The organism is Pseudomonas sp. FG43 (assembly GCF_057809175.1).
Genome location: NZ_JBMDJL010000035.1, coordinates 12,961 through 29,324, shown reverse-complemented (window position 1 = coordinate 29,324; position 16,364 = coordinate 12,961). Strand labels below are relative to the sequence as shown.

Here is a 16,364-nt window from a genome sequence, read left to right as displayed (position 1 = left end):
GTGCTGGTGACCGCAAGGTCGTGGAAGTTCGAGTCTTCTTCTGGGCACCAATTCAAACAAAACCGAGCCTTGTGCTCGGTTTTGTGCTTTCCGGGGTTTGGAATTTTGAAGGTTCGCGAATGAATTCGCTCCTACAGGGCCGGCAGGAGCGGATTCATTCGCGAAAGGTCAGGCCCTGAACTGCCCCAGACTCGCCTTCAACTGCGCAGCCAGCCCGTTGAGCACCTTGCCGCTGGCCGTAGTCTCGACCACCGCCTTGGCAGCCCGCTCGGCCTGGGCATGAATCACCTCAACACGCCCCCGCACAGCCTGAGCACCCTGCGCCTGATGCTCGGCCGCCTTGGTAGCCAGACCGATTGCGGCATGCACCTGCTCGACCGACTCCTGCACCGTCTGCTGCAGCTTCGCACTGTCGCGCAGAACCGCCAGCCCTTCCTTGGCCTGACGCCCGGCAAGACCAATGGCAGCCACCGCCTCCTTGGCACCACGCTGCAAGGCTCCGATATGCTCCTGGATATCTCCGGTAGAGCTTTGTGTCTTGCTGGCCAGCGCGCGCACCTCATCGGCAACCACCGCAAAACCACGCCCCGTCTCACCCGCTCGCGCCGCCTCGATGGCCGCGTTCAAGGCCAGCAGGTTGGTCTGCTCGGCAATCCCATGAATGACTTCAAGCACGACTTCGATCTGCTCGCTTTGCTGAGCCAGGCGCTCGATCACTTGAGAACCTGTCTCCACCTGCCCCGCCAGCGCCTCGATCAACCCTCCCACCTGATTCGAGGTACGAGTGTTTTCGTCGGTCGCCTGCTTGATGTCGACCACCTGCCGCAAGGCCGCCTGCATGGCATGACTTTCCGACTGCGCCTCATCAGCCATCTGCTCAAGCGCCTTCAAGCTGGCAGCCACTTCATCGCGCTGCAATTCGGCAGCCGCATCAGCGCCGGCATTACGCTGGCTCATCACACCGATCTCAACACCGGTACGCTGTGCAACATCACCCGCCTCACGAACGATGGGCTGCAACTTGTCGATGAAGCGGTTGACCGCCGCCGACATATCGCCAATCTCGTCATTGCTGTCGAGCCTGACGCGCCTGGTCAAATCGCCCTCACCCGCCGCCAGATCATTCAGGGCAGCAATCAGCAGGTGCAGCTTGCTGACCACTCGGCGCCCAAGCACAACGGCCAATAACAGCAGCACACCCAACCCGACCAGCGCCAGGCCAAGCCCGATCCTCCAGCGCAACTCTTGCGCAGCCCCCTGAACGGCCAGGCTGGTATTGCTGGTCATCGCCGTCGCCGCTGCCTGGGCAGACTGCAAGCGAGTGCGCAATGCAGCAGAGCTGTCCTTCGATGCGCTCGCCAGACTGTCGGAAACCAGTTGCTCGCCATTAGTGATAAGGGACGAGAAGCGCTTGTCCAGGGCAGCCAGGTTTTCCTCGACCGCCGCCGTAGAAACGCCCATGCGCACCTTGCCGATCTCCACACCATTAGGGCTGATAGGCGCCTCGATGTAGTAAACCGACGGATCGTTTTTCGCAGCATTCAGGACCTTGTCCATGGCCCGCTCGCCTTCACCCTTGGCAAGCAACGCCTTGATCAAGACATTGTCACGGTTCAGGTAGCGAGTCAGGTGCTCACCCGCAGCATCGTCATAAACGACAAACAGCACATTGGGATTGCGCTGAGCACGACGGGCGAATTCGGACAATGTTGGCGTGTCGTTATCCCACATGGCTCGTGGCGCCACCGCCGCCAGCAACTCGGCCATATCGGTAGCCGAATCCTTGAGGCTCTTTTCCAGAGTGGCGCGCAATTGCCCCTGCTCGTCCTTGAGGCGCGTGGATAAACCGGCACTCAAGCGCTGACGGGTACTTGCTGAGAGCGCATCGAGGCTCGATGTCACCTCGCTACTCGCCCGCTCCAGCTCGGAGGACAAATGTTGCGAATCTACCCCCAACCTGCTGGCAAGATCCGCCTCAAGAGCCGTAACGGTGCTCCGGGTAAGAGCAACTGCAACCAACACCTGCACCAAAAGAGCAATGCCAAGCGCGATGAAAACCGGACGCAGCAAGCGGCTGCGTAAAAGAGAGAGCACAGCTGACACAGGAGAATCCCTCCACCATGGGTGCCATTAAAATAATGGCACCTTTTTTGACACTTCTATGTAGCAAGCGTCGTGCCGTTCGGCAAGCACAATCCCGTGCCTGGAATACCAGACAGCCAGAAACGAGAAAGGGCCGCAAAATGCGGCCCTTTCTTACAACTCAAGCAGTTCGATCAAGCAAACGGATGACGCAGAACGATGGTTTCGTTGCGGTCAGGGCCGGTGGAGATGATGTCGATAGGCGCGCCTACCAACTCTTCGACACGCTTGATGTAGGCACGAGCATTCTCAGGCAGCTCTGCCAGAGTTTTGGCACCCAGAGTGGATTCGCTCCAGCCTGGCATCTGCTCGTAGACCGGACGCAGACCGTTGTAGCTGTCGGCATCGGTAGGCGCTTCGATTACAGCACCATCTTCGTTCTCGTAACCAACACAGATATTGATGGTTTCCAGCCCATCGAGAACGTCCAGCTTGGTCAGGCACAGGCCCGAGATGCTGTTGATCTCGATAGCACGACGCAGGATGACAGCGTCGAACCAGCCACAACGACGGGCACGGCCAGTGGTAGCACCGAACTCGTGACCACGCTTGGCCAGGAAAGCACCTACGTCATCGAACAGTTCGGTCGGGAAAGGACCCGAACCAACGCGAGTGGTGTAGGCCTTGGTGATACCCAGGATGTAATCCAGGTACATCGGACCGAAACCCGAACCGGTGGCGATACCGCCAGCCGTGGTGTTGGAGCTGGTGACGTACGGATAAGTACCGTGGTCGATGTCCAGCAGCGAACCCTGGGCGCCCTCGAACATGATGTCTTTGCCATCGCGACGCATTTCATGCAGCGCAGCAGTGACGTCGAGCATCATCGGCTTGAGCAGGTCAGCGTATTCCATGCACTCGTCGAGAGTCTTCTGGAAGTCGATGGCAGGCTCTTTGTAATAATTGACCAGCACGAAGTTGTGGTAGTCGAGCAGCTCGCCCAGCTTGGCCGCGAAACGCTCACGGTGGAACAGGTCACCGATGCGCAGGCCACGACGGGCAACCTTGTCTTCGTAAGCCGGGCCGATACCGCGACCGGTAGTACCGATCTTCAGTTCGCCACGAGCCTTTTCACGCGCCTGATCCAGCGCAACGTGATACGACAGGATCAGCGGGCAGGAAGGGCTGATGCGCAGACGCTCGCGCACCGGAATGCCTTTCTCTTCAAGCTTGACGATTTCGCGCAGCAGCGCGTCGGGCGCAACCACTACACCGTTACCGATCAGGCACTGCACGCCTTCGCGCAGAACACCGGACGGAATCAGGTGCAATACGGTCTTCTCGCCATCGATCACCAGAGTGTGACCTGCGTTGTGGCCACCTTGATAGCGAACCACGGCGGTAGCATGTTCGGTCAGCAGATCAACGATCTTGCCTTTGCCCTCATCACCCCATTGGGTGCCCAGGACTACGACATTCTTACCCATAACACTTGTCCTCATTCACGCAAACTTGGTGCCGGCGGCGGCCGGCAGGAATACTCAAGAAGCCAGCGGCATTACCTGCCAACGCTCGCCATGCTGAATCAATTGCCGATCACAGTCGGCTTCACGCGCTGCACTCACCTGTTGTCCAGGCAAAGCCTGAACCACACGCTGCCCCTCGCTGCGCAACTGGCAAACCTGCTGCCAGAGTGCTGCATCCGTACTGTCCGGCATCCAGATACCACCAGATGGCAGTTCGATTTCTGCACGACCCAGTGTCACCAGGGTTTTCAGGTCCGTGGAGAAACCGGTAGCCGGACGGGCGCGACCGAAGTCGGCGCCGATATCATCATAACGACCGCCCTGGGCAATCGATTGACCTACACCCGGTACAAACACCGCGAACACCACACCGGTATGGTAGTGGTAACCGCGCAGCTCACCGAGGTCGAAATACAAAGGCAACTGCGGGAAGCGTGCAGACAGACGATCGGCGATGCTCAGCAGATCGTCCAGAGCAGCCAGCACAGGTGCAGGCGCATTCGCCAGACGGTCACGCGCAGCAGCCAGAACCTCACGACCGCCACACAGATCGACCAGCGCACGCAGCATAGTGGCCAGTTCTTGCGGCAGATCGGCGGTCAGGGCGATCACTTCATCGATGGCCTTGCGTTGCAGCGCATCGAAAAGCTGTTGCTCGACCTCGCCCGACAGACCGGCAGCACGTGCCAACCCACGATAGATGCCGACATGCCCGAGGTCCATGTGGACATCAGGCACATCCGCCAGTTGCAGCATTGCCAGCATCAGGCTGATGACTTCGACATCGCTGCTCGGGCTCGCATCGCCATACAACTCGGCACCCAGTTGAATCGGGCTGCGCGAGGATGACAGTGCGCGCGGCTGAGCATGCAGGACACTGCCTGCATAGCAGAGACGACTTGGCCCTTCACGCTTGAGGGTATGCGCATCGATACGCGCCACCTGAGGCGTGATATCGGCACGAAACCCCATTTGCCGCCCCGACTGCGGATCGATCACCTTGAAGGTGCGCAGATCCAGATCGGAACCTGCTCCAGTGAGCAGGGACTCCAGATACTCGATATGCGGGGTGACGACAAACTCATAGCCCCAGCTCTGGAACAGATCCAACACCTGACGGCGCGCTACTTCGATACGCGCCGCTTCTGGTGGCAGTACTTCTTCGATGCCATCTGGTAGCAGCCAGCGGTCAACCGTTGCCATTACGCCATTCCCCTATGATCCGGGTGGCCAGCCATGAGGCAAGCCTTGAGTGAAGCAGAGAGCGGTCGCCCCGTATTACGGGCACGACAAACACCCGAGACAGGCCTTGCAGACCACTCTCCTCGAAAAATCTTGCCGCCCGCCAAGTCGGCTGCGGCCAATCAATCGTGCAGACGCAAAAAAGCCGGGAATTTCCCGGCTGCCGCATCATACACACGTTTTACCGTACGATCACCCCACCGGGCGGTTTTGCCGCCCGGCGGGTTGATGAATTACGGTTTGGCTTTTTCCAGGAAGCGGAAAAACTCGCTGCCCGGATCAAGCACCATCACGTCACTCTTGCTCGTGAAGCTTTCGCGGTAGGCACGCAGGCTACGGTAGAACGCATAGAACTCCTGGTCCTGACCATAAGCCCTGGAGTAGATCGCAGCAGCCTGGGCATCACCATCACCGCGCGTCTCTTCAGACTCACGATAGGCTTCAGCCAGCAACACGCGACGCTGACGATCGGCATCGGCACGAATACCTTCAGCCAGCTCGTTACCCTTGGCACGATGCTCACGCGCTTCGCGCTCACGCTCAGTGCTCATGCGCTCGAAAACGCTGCGGTTGACTTCCTTGGGCAGGTCAATGGCCTTGACCCGGACATCGATCACTTCGATACCCAGCTCTTTCTCCGCCATCCTGTTCAGGGAACCGGTGATGTCAGCCATCAGCGCGTCACGCTCACCCGACACGACTTCGTGCAGGGTGCGCTTGCCGAACTGGTCACGCAGGCCGGATTCCAGACGACGCGACAGACGCTCATCCGCAATCTGCTTGAGGCCGGAAGTCGCGGTGTAGAAACGCTCCGCATCCTTCACGCGCCACTTGGCGTAGGCATCGACCATGACCGCTTTCTTTTCCAGCGTCAGGAAACGCTGGGTAGGCGCGTCGAGTGTCAGCAGACGACCATCGAACTTGCGCACCTGGTTCATGTAAGGAATCTTCACATGAAGGCCCGGCGGCACATCGGTCTTGACCACACGACCGAATTGCAGCAGAACCGCACGCTCGGTCTGGGACACGATATAGAGGCTGTTCCAGGCAACTATTGCCAGCACCACGCCAACAATAAGGGTGATCAGCGATTTATTGCTCATCAGCGACTCTCCCTGGTACGTACATCGCGCTGCGGGGTATCGGTTCGAGTACCGACATCCGTTCCAGTCGCGGATGGACTACCGGAACCCGAAGTATTTCCGGCACTACCGCCACGACTGCTTTCGATCATCTTGTCGAGCGGCAGGTAAAGCAGGTTGTTCTGACCCTTGTCGCCGGTCACGAGAACCTTGCTGGTGTTGCTGAAGACTTCCTGCATGGTGTCCAGATACAGACGCTGGCGGGTAACTTCAGGTGCCTTGCGGTATTCGGCAACCAGCTTGGTAAAGCGGTCAGCCTCACCCTTGGCGCGGGAAACCACTTCATCGCGATAGCCATTGGCATCTTCGATGATGCGCTGAGCCTGACCACGGGCTTCCGGGATCACGCCATTGGCATAGCTTTCAGCCTGGTTGCGCGCACGCTGCTCGTCTTCACGGGCACGGATCACGTCATCGAAGGCTTCCTGTACTTCACGCGGCGCAGCAGCGCTCTGCACGTTCACCTGAGTAATGGTGATACCGGTGCGATAGGTATCGAGGAATCGTTGCAGACGCTCCTTGATTTCGCTCGCCATCAGCTCACGACCTTCGGTCAGCACCTGGTCCATCGCCGTGGAACCCACGACATGGCGCAGCGCACTTTCGGTGGCGTGTTGCAGGCTGATTTCAGGCTGATCGACGTTCAGCACGAAATCCTGCAGGTTGCTGATCTTGTATTGCACGGTCAGCGGCACTTCGACGATGTTCTCGTCTTCGGTCAGCATCTGCCCCTGCTTGCTGTAGGCACGCTCGCGAGTGACGTTTTCCATGTACTTGCGATCGAACGGCGGGAAATAGATATTCAGACCCGAACCGACGGTTTCGTAGTATTGGCCGAAACGCAGAACGACAGCCTGCTCCTGCTCATCAACGACATAGACAGCGTTGTAAAGCCAGAAAGCGAAAAGCACGACCAGCCCGATGCCCAGCAGGCCGAAGCCACCGCCGCCACCCGAACCACCGCCATTGCCGTCACTGCTGCGTTTCTTACCGCCGCCGAACAACCCATTCAGGCTTTCCTGCAGCTTACGGAAGGCCTCGTCGAGATCAGGTGGTCCCTTGCGGTCGCCGCCACGGCGTTTTCCACCCCAGGGATCTTGATTATTCGAGTTGCCACCCGGCTCATTCCAAGCCATAGCGCTCTCCATCTGATAAAGCAAAGACGCGCCCACGGCGCGCCGACCAATGCTACAGAATGCCCGTTAAAGCCGTACAATGGCTTTACCGCGCTTTTATTGCAAAGTGTGTTGCTCAATGAACTCCAGCGGCTGCTGTCCTTCGCGACTCACCAGACGATTCAATTCAACTCGCGGCAGACGTACTGCCAGAAGACTGGCACCTTCTTCGTCATGCGTCTCGCTCTGCACCGCGCCCAGCTCAAAAAACTGTGCGCGCAGTCGAGCAAAACGCTGAGGCAAACGCAAGGTGCCCACAAACAAATCGTCACCGAGCAACTCGGCTACAGCCTGCTTGAGCAGGTCCAGCCCTCGGCCATCACGGGCAGACAACCAGACACGCTGCGGCTTGCCATCGGCATCGCGTTGTATCTGGGGGTCGACCCCTTCCAGCAAATCGAGTTTGTTATACACCTCAAGGATCGGCAAGCCCTCGGCCCCGATCTCGCCCAGCACCGCCATGACCTGTTCGATCTGCGCCATGCGCTCAGGCTCATGGGAGTCGATGACATGCAGCAGCAGATCCGAGTTGCTTGATTCTTCGAGCGTCGCCCGGAAAGCCTCGACCAGCTTGTGCGGCAGATGGCGAATGAAACCCACGGTATCGGCCAGCACAATCGGCCCCAGGTCATCGAGTTGCAGGCGGCGCAGGGTCGGATCGAGTGTTGCGAACAACTGATCGGCCGCGAAAACCTCGGAATCGGTCACGGCATTGAACAGCGTCGATTTGCCGGCGTTGGTATAGCCCACCAGTGAAACCGAAGGAATATCGGCACGCTTGCGCCCTCTGCGGGCCTGATCTCGCTGACTGCGAACCTTTTCCAGGCGCGCCTTGATCTGCCGCAGGCGAACCCGAAGCAGGCGGCGGTCGGTTTCGAGCTGGGTTTCACCCGGACCACGCAGACCGATACCACCTTTCTGTCGCTCAAGGTGGGTCCAGCCACGAACCAGACGGGTACTCATGTGCTCAAGCTGGGCCAGTTCGACCTGCAGCTTGCCTTCGTGAGTGCGCGCACGTTGCGCGAAGATATCCAGAATCAGACCGGTGCGATCCAGCACGCGACACTCGAAGACACGTTCGAGGTTACGTTCCTGGCTGGGCGTCAGTGTGTGATTGAAAATAACCAGATCGGCCTGCTCGACCTTGACCTGGTCGCGAAGCTCTTCGACCTTGCCAGTGCCAATCAGGTATTTGGCCGATGGCCGATGACGCGGCACGCTGATAAACGCGACGGTATCGGCACCAGCCGATATGGCCAGCTCCTGAAACTCCTGCGGATCTTCGCGCGCCTCAGGGTCCTGACCATCCAAGTGAACGAGAATTGCCCGCTCACCACCACTGTGGCGCTCAAAGAACAAGGCAGACTCCTATCAGGCGTTACCTGGCTCAGCATCACCCGAATCGGAATCGGTAGCGCTAGGCAGGCGAATCGGACGGACAGGAACAACGGTGGAGATGGCGTGCTTGTAGACCATCTGGCTGACAGTGTTTTTCAGCAAGATGACGAACTGGTCAAAAGACTCGATGGTGCCTTGCAGCTTGATGCCGTTTACCAGGTAGATCGAAACCCCTACCTTTTCTTTACGTAAGGTATTCAGGTAAGGGTCTTGTAGCGAATGCCCTTTTGACATGTGCCGCACTCCTTTAAGGATCAATAATAATAAAACGAATTCAATTGGCTTGAACCGCCACCCCCCAAGGATAGACGGCTATTGCAAGGACTCAGCTCAATATGGAGACCGATCCCAGGTATTTCAAGGCGCGTGGCAGATTGTCGCGTGCCAGGCTGTCCAACCAGTGCAAATTCTCCCAACTGCGTAACCAGGTGAATTGCCGCTTGGCCAGCTGGCGCGTAGCAATGATGCCCCGCTCCTGCATTTCATCACGTGTCAGCTTTCCATCCAGGTGATCCCAGACCTGGCGATAACCGACAGCTCTTATCGATGGCAACCCCGAATGAAGGTCTCCTCTTGAGCGCAAAGCCAGTACTTCGTCCAGAAACCCCTGATCCAGCATTTGCATAAAGCGTAGCGCGATACGGTCATGTAGCACCTTGCGATCAGCCGGAGCTATCGCAAGACTGGCGACAGTATAGGGCAATTGCTGACGCCCGGACGCTGCGGCTTGAGCAGTTTGCTCAGATTGTTGCTCGCGATGCGCAGTCATGCTCATCCCGCTGACTCGATAAACCTCCAGAGCCCTGATCAGACGCTGCGGATCGTTGGGATGGATACGTGCCGCAGACACGGGGTCCACAGCGGCCAACTGATCGTGCAACGCCTGCCATCCATGAGCCTTGGCCTGGGCTTCAAGCTCGGCTCTGACTTCTGCATCGGCCGCCGGCATATCCGCCAGCCCGTCCAATAGAGCCTTGAAATACAACATAGTGCCGCCTACCAGCAAAGGAATATTTCCCCGTGCGGTAATTTCGGCCATGGCGGCCAGGGCATCGGTACGAAAATCGGAGGCGCTGTAGCTTTGCGACGGGTCGAGAATATCGATCAGACGATGGGGAAATTCAGCCAGTTGCTCACGGGAAGGCTTCGCTGTGCCGATATCCATGCCGCGATAGACCAGCGCCGAATCGACGCTGATCAGCTCGCAAGGCAGGACTTTAGTCAGCTCGATGGCAAGATCGGTCTTGCCGGCAGCGGTTGGCCCCATGAGGAAGATGGCCGGAGGTAAAGCATTCATTCAACGACCGCGCAGGAATAATTTGTCCAGATCGTCCAGGCCCATCTGAGTCCAGGTTGGTCGACCATGATTGCATTGGCCACTGCGCTCGGTGTTTTCCATGTCGCGCAGCAGAGCGTTCATTTCGGGAATGGCCAGACGGCGATTGGCCCGAACCGCGCCATGACACGCCATGGTGCCCAGCAGTTCGTTGATATGCGCCTGAACCCGGTCGCTGGTGCCGTATTCCATCAGATCGGCCAGCACATCACTGACCAGACGGTTAGCCTCGGCCTGCTTGAGCAACGCTGGAATCTGCCGGATCGCCAGGGTTTCCGGGCCAAGGCGCTGCAACTCGAAGCCCAGGCGCTGGAAGGTCGCAATATGCTCTTCGGCACAATCGGCTTCGCGCTGACTGACCGCCAGCGACTCGGGCACCAGCAACGGCTGCCCGCTCAAGCCTTCACTGGCCATGGCGACTTTCAGGCGTTCATACATGATGCGCTCGTGGGCGGCATGCATGTCCACCAGCACCAGCCCGTGGGCGTTTTCGGCCAGGATATAAATACCCTTGAGCTGCGCCAGCGCGTAACCCAGTGGTGGAATATCGCTTTGCGACTCGGGCAGTGAAGCCGGCGCAGCCTCGGGCAGCGGTGCGAAAAACTCGCGATAGGCACTTTGCGCCTCAGCCGTAGGCAACGCCGCTGTCGGACGCGGTGAGTACTGATATTGATAGCCGCCACCCGAACCGCCAGACGCCGGTCGCGCATAAGGCTCGCCTTGCGGCTGTTCCAGCACGTTGTTCGCCAGACGCATTTCGCCCTGCGGCCCGAACTCCCCGGCCTGAGGTCCGCTGGGACGCTCGACCACAGGGATCGGCGCACTGGCCAGTTGATCGTCGGGACGAACATCGCCAAGAGCACGGTGCAAGGTGCCGTACAGAAAGTCATGCACCATGCGCCCGTCGCGGAAACGCACCTCATGCTTGGTCGGGTGGACATTGACGTCCACTGCCGCCGGATCAAGCTCGAAAAACAGCACGAACGTCGGATGGCGACCATTGAACAGCACGTCGCGATAGGCCTGCCTAACGGCGTGAGCCACCAGCTTGTCGCGCACGGCACGGCCATTGACGAAGAAATACTGGAGGTCGGCCTGGCTGCGCGAGAAAGTCGGCAAGCCAACCCAACCCCACAGATGCAAGCCGTTGCGCTCGATCTCTATCGGCAGCGCCTGCTCCAGAAAGCCCGGCCCGCAGATTGCCCCGACACGACGCGCCCGCGCCGCTTCGTCATGGGCTTCATGCAGGCTGAGCACGGTCTTGCCGTTATGACGCAGATGGAAAGCGACATCGAAACGCGCCAGCGCCATGCGCTTGATGACTTCCTGCAAATGGTCGAATTCGGTTTTCTCGGCCTTGAGGAACTTGCGGCGGGCGGGGGTATTGAAAAACAGATCACGCACTTCCACCGAAGTACCGACCGGGTGTGCGGCGGGCTGCACCCGCGGCTCCATGTCACGGCCTTCGGTTTCGACCTGCCAGGCCTTGTCGGCATCGCGAGTACGGGAAGTCAGGGTCAGACGCGCCACGGAACTGATCGACGCCAGTGCCTCGCCCCGAAACCCCAGACTCATGACCCGCTCAAGGTCTTCCAGTTCGCGGATCTTGCTGGTTGCATGTCGCGCCAGCGCCAGCGGCAAGTCATCGGAAGAAATACCACTACCGTCATCACGAACCTTCAGCAGTTTGATACCGGCCTGTTCGACATCGACGTCAATGCGCCGGGCACCGGAATCCAGGCTGTTTTCCAGCAGTTCCTTGATGACCGAGGCCGGGCGCTCGACCACTTCGCCCGCGGCGATCTGGTTGGCCAGCCGAGGGCTGAGCAGTTCGATTCGGGCAGCATTCACTGCTGCATTCACGGCGTCGGATTGATCGCCATCGAGAAGGAGGTCACTCATTATTGCGCCGCGACCTCCGCACTCGGAATGCTCAGATCCTGGCCAATACGCAGCGCATCGGTCTTCAGGTTGTTGGCACTGCGCAAGGTCGCCACGCTCATGTCATAACGGGCAGCCACCATCGCCAGGGTTTCACCGGAACGCACGACATGGGTACGAGGTCCCTGCGCCAGTTTGCCGTTGTCCCGCAGCCAGGCAATATAAGTGCCCTGAGGCGGGTTTTGCTGGAAGAACTGTTTGACGCCCGAGTTGATCGAGCGTGCCAATGCTTGCTGGTGAGAAGCAGTGGTCAGCTTGTTCGCTTCGTTGGCGTTGGAAATGAAGCCGGTCTCAACCAGAATCGACGGGATATCCGGGGACTTGAGCACCATGAATCCGGCCTGCTCGACACGGGACTTGTGCAGCGAAGTCACCCGCCCGATATTGCTCAACACCTTCTGCCCGACGTTCAGGCTCGACGACAGCGAAGCCGTCATGGAAAGGTCCAGCAGCACGCCTGCCAGCATCCGGTCCTTGTCGTCGAGACTGACCGCACCGGCACCACCGATCAGGTCGGAACGGTTTTCACTGTCCGCCAGCCAGCGCGCCGTTTCGGAGGTCGCGCCCTTGTCGGACAAGGCAAAGACCGAGGCACCGAACGCCGCCTTGGAGGGTGCAGCATCGGCATGAATGGAAACAAACAGGTCAGCGCCCTTGGCCCGAGCGATCTCAGTGCGTTTGCGCAATGGAATGAAATAGTCACCGGTGCGCGTCAGTTCAGCGCGATAGCCCTTTTCACCATTGATCTGGCGCTGCAATTCCTTGGCAATGGACAGCACCACATGTTTCTCTTGCTGCCCGCTGCCACCCGAGGCTCCGGGGTCTTCACCACCATGGCCGGCATCAATCACGACCACGATGTCGCGCTTGCCGTTGGGCACGGGTGCCAGCTTGATTTCAGGCTTGGCCGGGCTCACGGGAACAGCCGGTGCGGTATTGGCCACGTTATCCGGGATAGTCGGAGTCGGATTGGCATCAGCAGGATTGTCGAACAGGTCCACCACCAGACGGTTGCCGTATTGCTGGTTGGGAGCCAGAGTAAAGCTCTTGGGCGTGACCACCTTTTTCAGGTCGATGACCACCCGCAGATCAGTCGGGGTACGTTGAGCCGAACGCATGCTGGTGATAGGCGTATTGGCCGTTGCCACGTTCAGCGGCCCGGCGAGCGTCGCACCGTTGATATCGATGACCAAACGATCAGGCGATGTCAGAGTAAAGACACTGTGCTGGACTGGCCCGGACAGGTCGAAAACCAGCCGGGTGTTATCCGGTGCACGCCATAAGCGGACACTTCGTACTTGCGTAGCAGCCAGCGCTTCGACGGCCACGGCCATCACCAGCAGACCCACTACAGTAACCAGCGCGCGCATGCGCATACCTAACCCCATATCTATTTGAATTCCAACGCCAAAGTGGCACACCAGGTTTCGCCACGCGAGCCTTGCGGGCTCAATGTTACAGACCGACCTTGCTCGTGCGGCCTAATGGTAATGGTCAGGTCAGGCTTTGGCAAAAAGCCCGTGCCGCGCCGAGGCCATTCGATCAGGCAGAGAACATCCCCATCGAAGTAATCCCGCACGCCCATGAACTCAAGTTCCTCTGGGTCAACCAGACGATACAGGTCGAAGTGAAAGGCACGTATCGAGCCGATTTCATAGGGTTCGACCAGCGTGAACGTAGGGCTTTTGACTGCGCCGACATGCCCGAGCCCGCGGATGAGGCCCCGGGAAAGCGTGGTCTTGCCTGCACCAAGGTCGCCTTCAAGGAAAATGACGCCCACACCCTGGGTGACCTGACCCAGACGCGAGCCAAAGCCCATCATGGCCTCTTCGCCAGTCAAATGCAGCGTTAACTCAGACACGGTTGTAGCTCCTCCAATAACTGACGAATGGCTGGAATTGTATCGCTTGCCGCCAGCCCGCGACCTGAAACACCGGCTTGTTCTCCGGCGCGGGCATGCAGCCAGACACCGAGACACGCCGCATCGAATGACGTCATGTGTTGCGCCATCAGCGCGCCGATCAGGCCGGCCAGCACATCGCCCAGGCCTGCGGTAGCCATAGCGGGATGACCGCGATCACACAAGGCAAGGCGTCCATCGACATCGGCAATCAGGCTGCCGCTGCCCTTGAGTACACAAACGGTATTGAATTTACGGGCCAGGGCACGAGCCGCCGTCGGGCGATCCGCCTGGACCTCCTGGGTGCCGATCCCCAGAAGCCGCGCAGCCTCACCGGGATGCGGGGTAATGACGCTGTTTTCCGGCAGGCTCACAAAGCCACCCGCCAATTGATTCAAGGCATCGGCATCCCAGACCTGCGGTCGCCCGGCATCAGCCGCTGCCGACAACAGACTGCGCCCCCAACTCGCCTGCCCCAATCCGGGACCGACCACCAGCACAGCGGCTGGCTCGATCAAAGCCAGCAACTGATTGGCTGAGCGAATGGCAGCACTCATGACTTCAGACATTCTCACCAATGCAGCAGACACATGCTCGCTACGGGTCGCAAGGGTGACCATGCCGGCGCCGCTGCGCAAGGCGCTTTCGGCACTCAGCAAGGCAGCGCCACCAAAACCGTGATCACCGCCGATGACCAGGACACGCCCATACAGGCCTTTGTGAGCTGTCTGGGGACGCGGCGTCAGCGCCGGCAGGTTAAATGTATCCAGGCGTTTCGCGCTGATGGGCGTTTGCGCGACCAGACTTGAGTCAGCCTGCAAATCATCGAAAACCAACTCTCCGACCAGATCCGCCGCATCGCCCGTCAGCAACCCCAGCTTCAACCCTATAAAGGTCACGGTCAGGTCGGCACGTACGGCAACACCCAGGGTGCGCCCGGTATCGGCACTCAAGCCTGACGGGATATCCACCGCCGCGACCGGCAAGCCACTGGCGTTGATCGCATTGATCACTGACAGATAAGGCTCGCGCACCTCGCCGCTCAAGCCTGTGCCGAGCAAGGCATCCAGCACCACACCGGCCAGCGGTTGCGCGGACCATGGCTGAATATCGACACCTGTTGCGACAGCCTCACCGTGGGCCGTCTCCGCATCGCCCGCCAGCGCAGCCGGATCACCGACAGCCAGCACCCTCACCCGCCAGCCAGCCTTCCGGGCCAGGGACGCCACCAGATACCCGTCCCCGGCGTTGTTGCCGCGCCCGGTCAGCACTGTCAATTCACCAGCCTGCGGCCACTGCCGACGCACCGCCCGCCAGGTCGCATGGGCGGCGCGCTGCATCAATTCCAGGCCCGGCGTACCCGCAGCGATCAGCCGGGAATCGAGGTCCCGGACCTGCGCAGCGCTGTACAGCGCGTCGGGTAAATGAGGTTTAGTGTCGAACATGCGTATCCGGGCTCCGATGTCTGGCAGAATTATACGCACCTTGGACCCGGTTTCTCTCTGCACATGCCTGCTATTACTGCTGAACTTCCAACCTCCGACGACCTCACCAGCCTTGCGCAATCGATCAAGGAGTGGGGCCGTGAGCTGGGCTTTCAGCAAGTCGGTATATCAGGACTCGACCTGGCAGAGCATGAGCAGCACCTGGAACGCTGGCTCGAAGCGGGCTATCACGGCGAAATGGACTATATGGCAGCCCACGGCAGCAAACGCTCCCACCCGGATGAACTGGTACCGGGCACGTTGCGCGTGGTGTCGCTGCGCATGGACTATCTGCCGGGCGACACCGAAATGGCTCAGCGCCTGACCGAGCCGGAAAAAGCCTACGTCTCGCGTTACGCCCTGGGCCGCGATTACCACAAGCTGGTGCGCAAGCGTGTCCAGCAATTGGCAGAGCGTATCCAGCAGGCTATCGGCCCGTTTGGCTTCAGAGCATTCGTCGACAGCGCACCGGTGCTGGAAAAGGCCATTGCCGAACAGGCCGGGCTGGGCTGGATCGGCAAGAACACATTGGTACTCAATCGCAAGGCAGGCAGTTTTTTCTTCCTCGGCGAGCTGTTCGTGGACTTACCGCTGCCTGTGGATGCACCTCTCGCGACCGAACATTGCGGGCGCTGCACGGCCTGCCTGGACATCTGCCCCACCGCTGCATTCGTCGGCCCTTACGTGCTGGATGCCCGGCGTTGCATTTCTTACCTGACCATCGAACTCAAGACGTCCATTCCCGAAGAGCTGCGCCCCCTGATCGGCAACCGGGTATTCGGCTGTGACGACTGCCAGATCGTCTGCCCCTGGAACCGCTTTGCCCGCCCGACAACCCAAAGCGACTTCAAGCCACGCCACAACCTGGACAATGCAGGGCTGGCCGAACTCTTCCTCTGGGATGAAGAAAAATTCCTCAGCAATACCGAAGGTTCGCCACTGCGACGTGCCGGTTATGAACGCTGGCTGCGTAATCTGGCAGTAGGACTGGGTAACGCGCCCTCCACCATCCCCGTCCTCCAGGCCCTGGAAGCCCGCCGCGATTACCCGTCAGAGATGGTGCGCGAGCATGTGGAATGGGCACTGAAACAACACCACCCAATGTAGGAGCGAATTTATTCGCGAAAACGGGCTTCGC

At 59.5% G+C, this 16,364-nt stretch carries 13 protein-coding genes; 1 reads left to right on the top strand and 12 read right to left on the bottom strand.

Annotated features, from left to right (window positions below; genetic code table 11):
- Positions 1–168 precede the first annotated feature (168 nt).
- From ACODS3_RS26410 to ACODS3_RS26355, 12 genes are all read right to left on the bottom strand, one after another.
- Positions 169–2,103: a methyl-accepting chemotaxis protein gene (locus ACODS3_RS26410; RefSeq protein WP_489036989.1), complete on the bottom strand. Its 1,935-nt coding sequence runs from the start codon at positions 2,101–2,103 to the stop codon at positions 169–171.
- 173 nt (positions 2,104–2,276) lie between these two features.
- Entirely contained in the window at positions 2,277–3,569 is a 1,293-nt protein-coding gene (locus ACODS3_RS26405) for an adenylosuccinate synthase (RefSeq protein WP_117167321.1), read from the bottom strand.
- A gap of 54 nt (positions 3,570–3,623) precedes the next feature.
- Entirely contained in the window at positions 3,624–4,811 is a 1,188-nt protein-coding gene (locus tag ACODS3_RS26400; protein ID WP_198724385.1) for an ATP phosphoribosyltransferase regulatory subunit, read from the bottom strand.
- 272 nt (positions 4,812–5,083) lie between these two features.
- Positions 5,084–5,953 (bottom strand): protease modulator HflC, encoded by an 870-nt coding sequence (gene hflC, locus ACODS3_RS26395; protein ID WP_201018189.1) that lies wholly within the window; start codon positions 5,951–5,953, stop codon positions 5,084–5,086.
- On the bottom strand, positions 5,953–7,128 hold the full coding sequence (hflK, locus tag ACODS3_RS26390; protein ID WP_201001770.1) for an FtsH protease activity modulator HflK: 1,176 nt from the start codon (positions 7,126–7,128) through the stop codon (positions 5,953–5,955). Before hflK ends, hflC begins: the two co-directional genes overlap by 1 nt.
- A 96-nt stretch (positions 7,129–7,224) precedes the next feature.
- Positions 7,225–8,526, bottom strand: a complete 1,302-nt coding sequence (gene hflX, locus ACODS3_RS26385; protein WP_201001769.1) for a ribosome rescue GTPase HflX — start codon at positions 8,524–8,526, stop codon at positions 7,225–7,227.
- A 12-nt stretch (positions 8,527–8,538) separates the two neighbouring features.
- Positions 8,539–8,799 (bottom strand): RNA chaperone Hfq, encoded by a 261-nt coding sequence (gene hfq / locus ACODS3_RS26380; RefSeq protein WP_025258296.1) that lies wholly within the window; start codon positions 8,797–8,799, stop codon positions 8,539–8,541.
- A 91-nt stretch (positions 8,800–8,890) separates the two neighbouring features.
- Entirely contained in the window at positions 8,891–9,862 is a 972-nt protein-coding gene (gene miaA / locus ACODS3_RS26375) for a tRNA (adenosine(37)-N6)-dimethylallyltransferase MiaA (protein ID WP_201001768.1), read from the bottom strand.
- The gene (gene mutL / locus ACODS3_RS26370) at positions 9,863–11,803 is read right to left on the bottom strand and encodes a DNA mismatch repair endonuclease MutL (RefSeq protein ID WP_236250191.1); all 1,941 of its coding nucleotides are present in this window, start codon (positions 11,801–11,803) and stop codon (positions 9,863–9,865) included. It abuts the gene before it with no gap.
- A complete protein-coding gene (locus ACODS3_RS26365; RefSeq protein ID WP_201001767.1) occupies positions 11,803–13,230 on the bottom strand; it encodes an N-acetylmuramoyl-L-alanine amidase in 1,428 nt (475 codons plus the stop codon). The genes mutL and ACODS3_RS26365 overlap by 1 nt, the downstream gene beginning before the upstream one ends.
- 2 nt (positions 13,231–13,232) lie before the next feature.
- Positions 13,233–13,703 (bottom strand): tRNA (adenosine(37)-N6)-threonylcarbamoyltransferase complex ATPase subunit type 1 TsaE, encoded by a 471-nt coding sequence (gene tsaE / locus ACODS3_RS26360; protein ID WP_201018191.1) that lies wholly within the window; start codon positions 13,701–13,703, stop codon positions 13,233–13,235.
- A complete protein-coding gene (locus tag ACODS3_RS26355; protein ID WP_489036982.1) occupies positions 13,691–15,187 on the bottom strand; it encodes an NAD(P)H-hydrate dehydratase in 1,497 nt (498 codons plus the stop codon). The genes tsaE and ACODS3_RS26355 overlap by 13 nt, the downstream gene beginning before the upstream one ends.
- Positions 15,188–15,250: 63 nt before the next feature.
- On the opposite strand from ACODS3_RS26355, the gene queG reads away from it, so the two are divergent.
- A complete protein-coding gene (queG, locus tag ACODS3_RS26350) occupies positions 15,251–16,333 on the top strand; it encodes a tRNA epoxyqueuosine(34) reductase QueG (RefSeq protein ID WP_489036980.1) in 1,083 nt (360 codons plus the stop codon).
- The last annotated feature ends 31 nt before the right edge of the window (positions 16,334–16,364 follow it).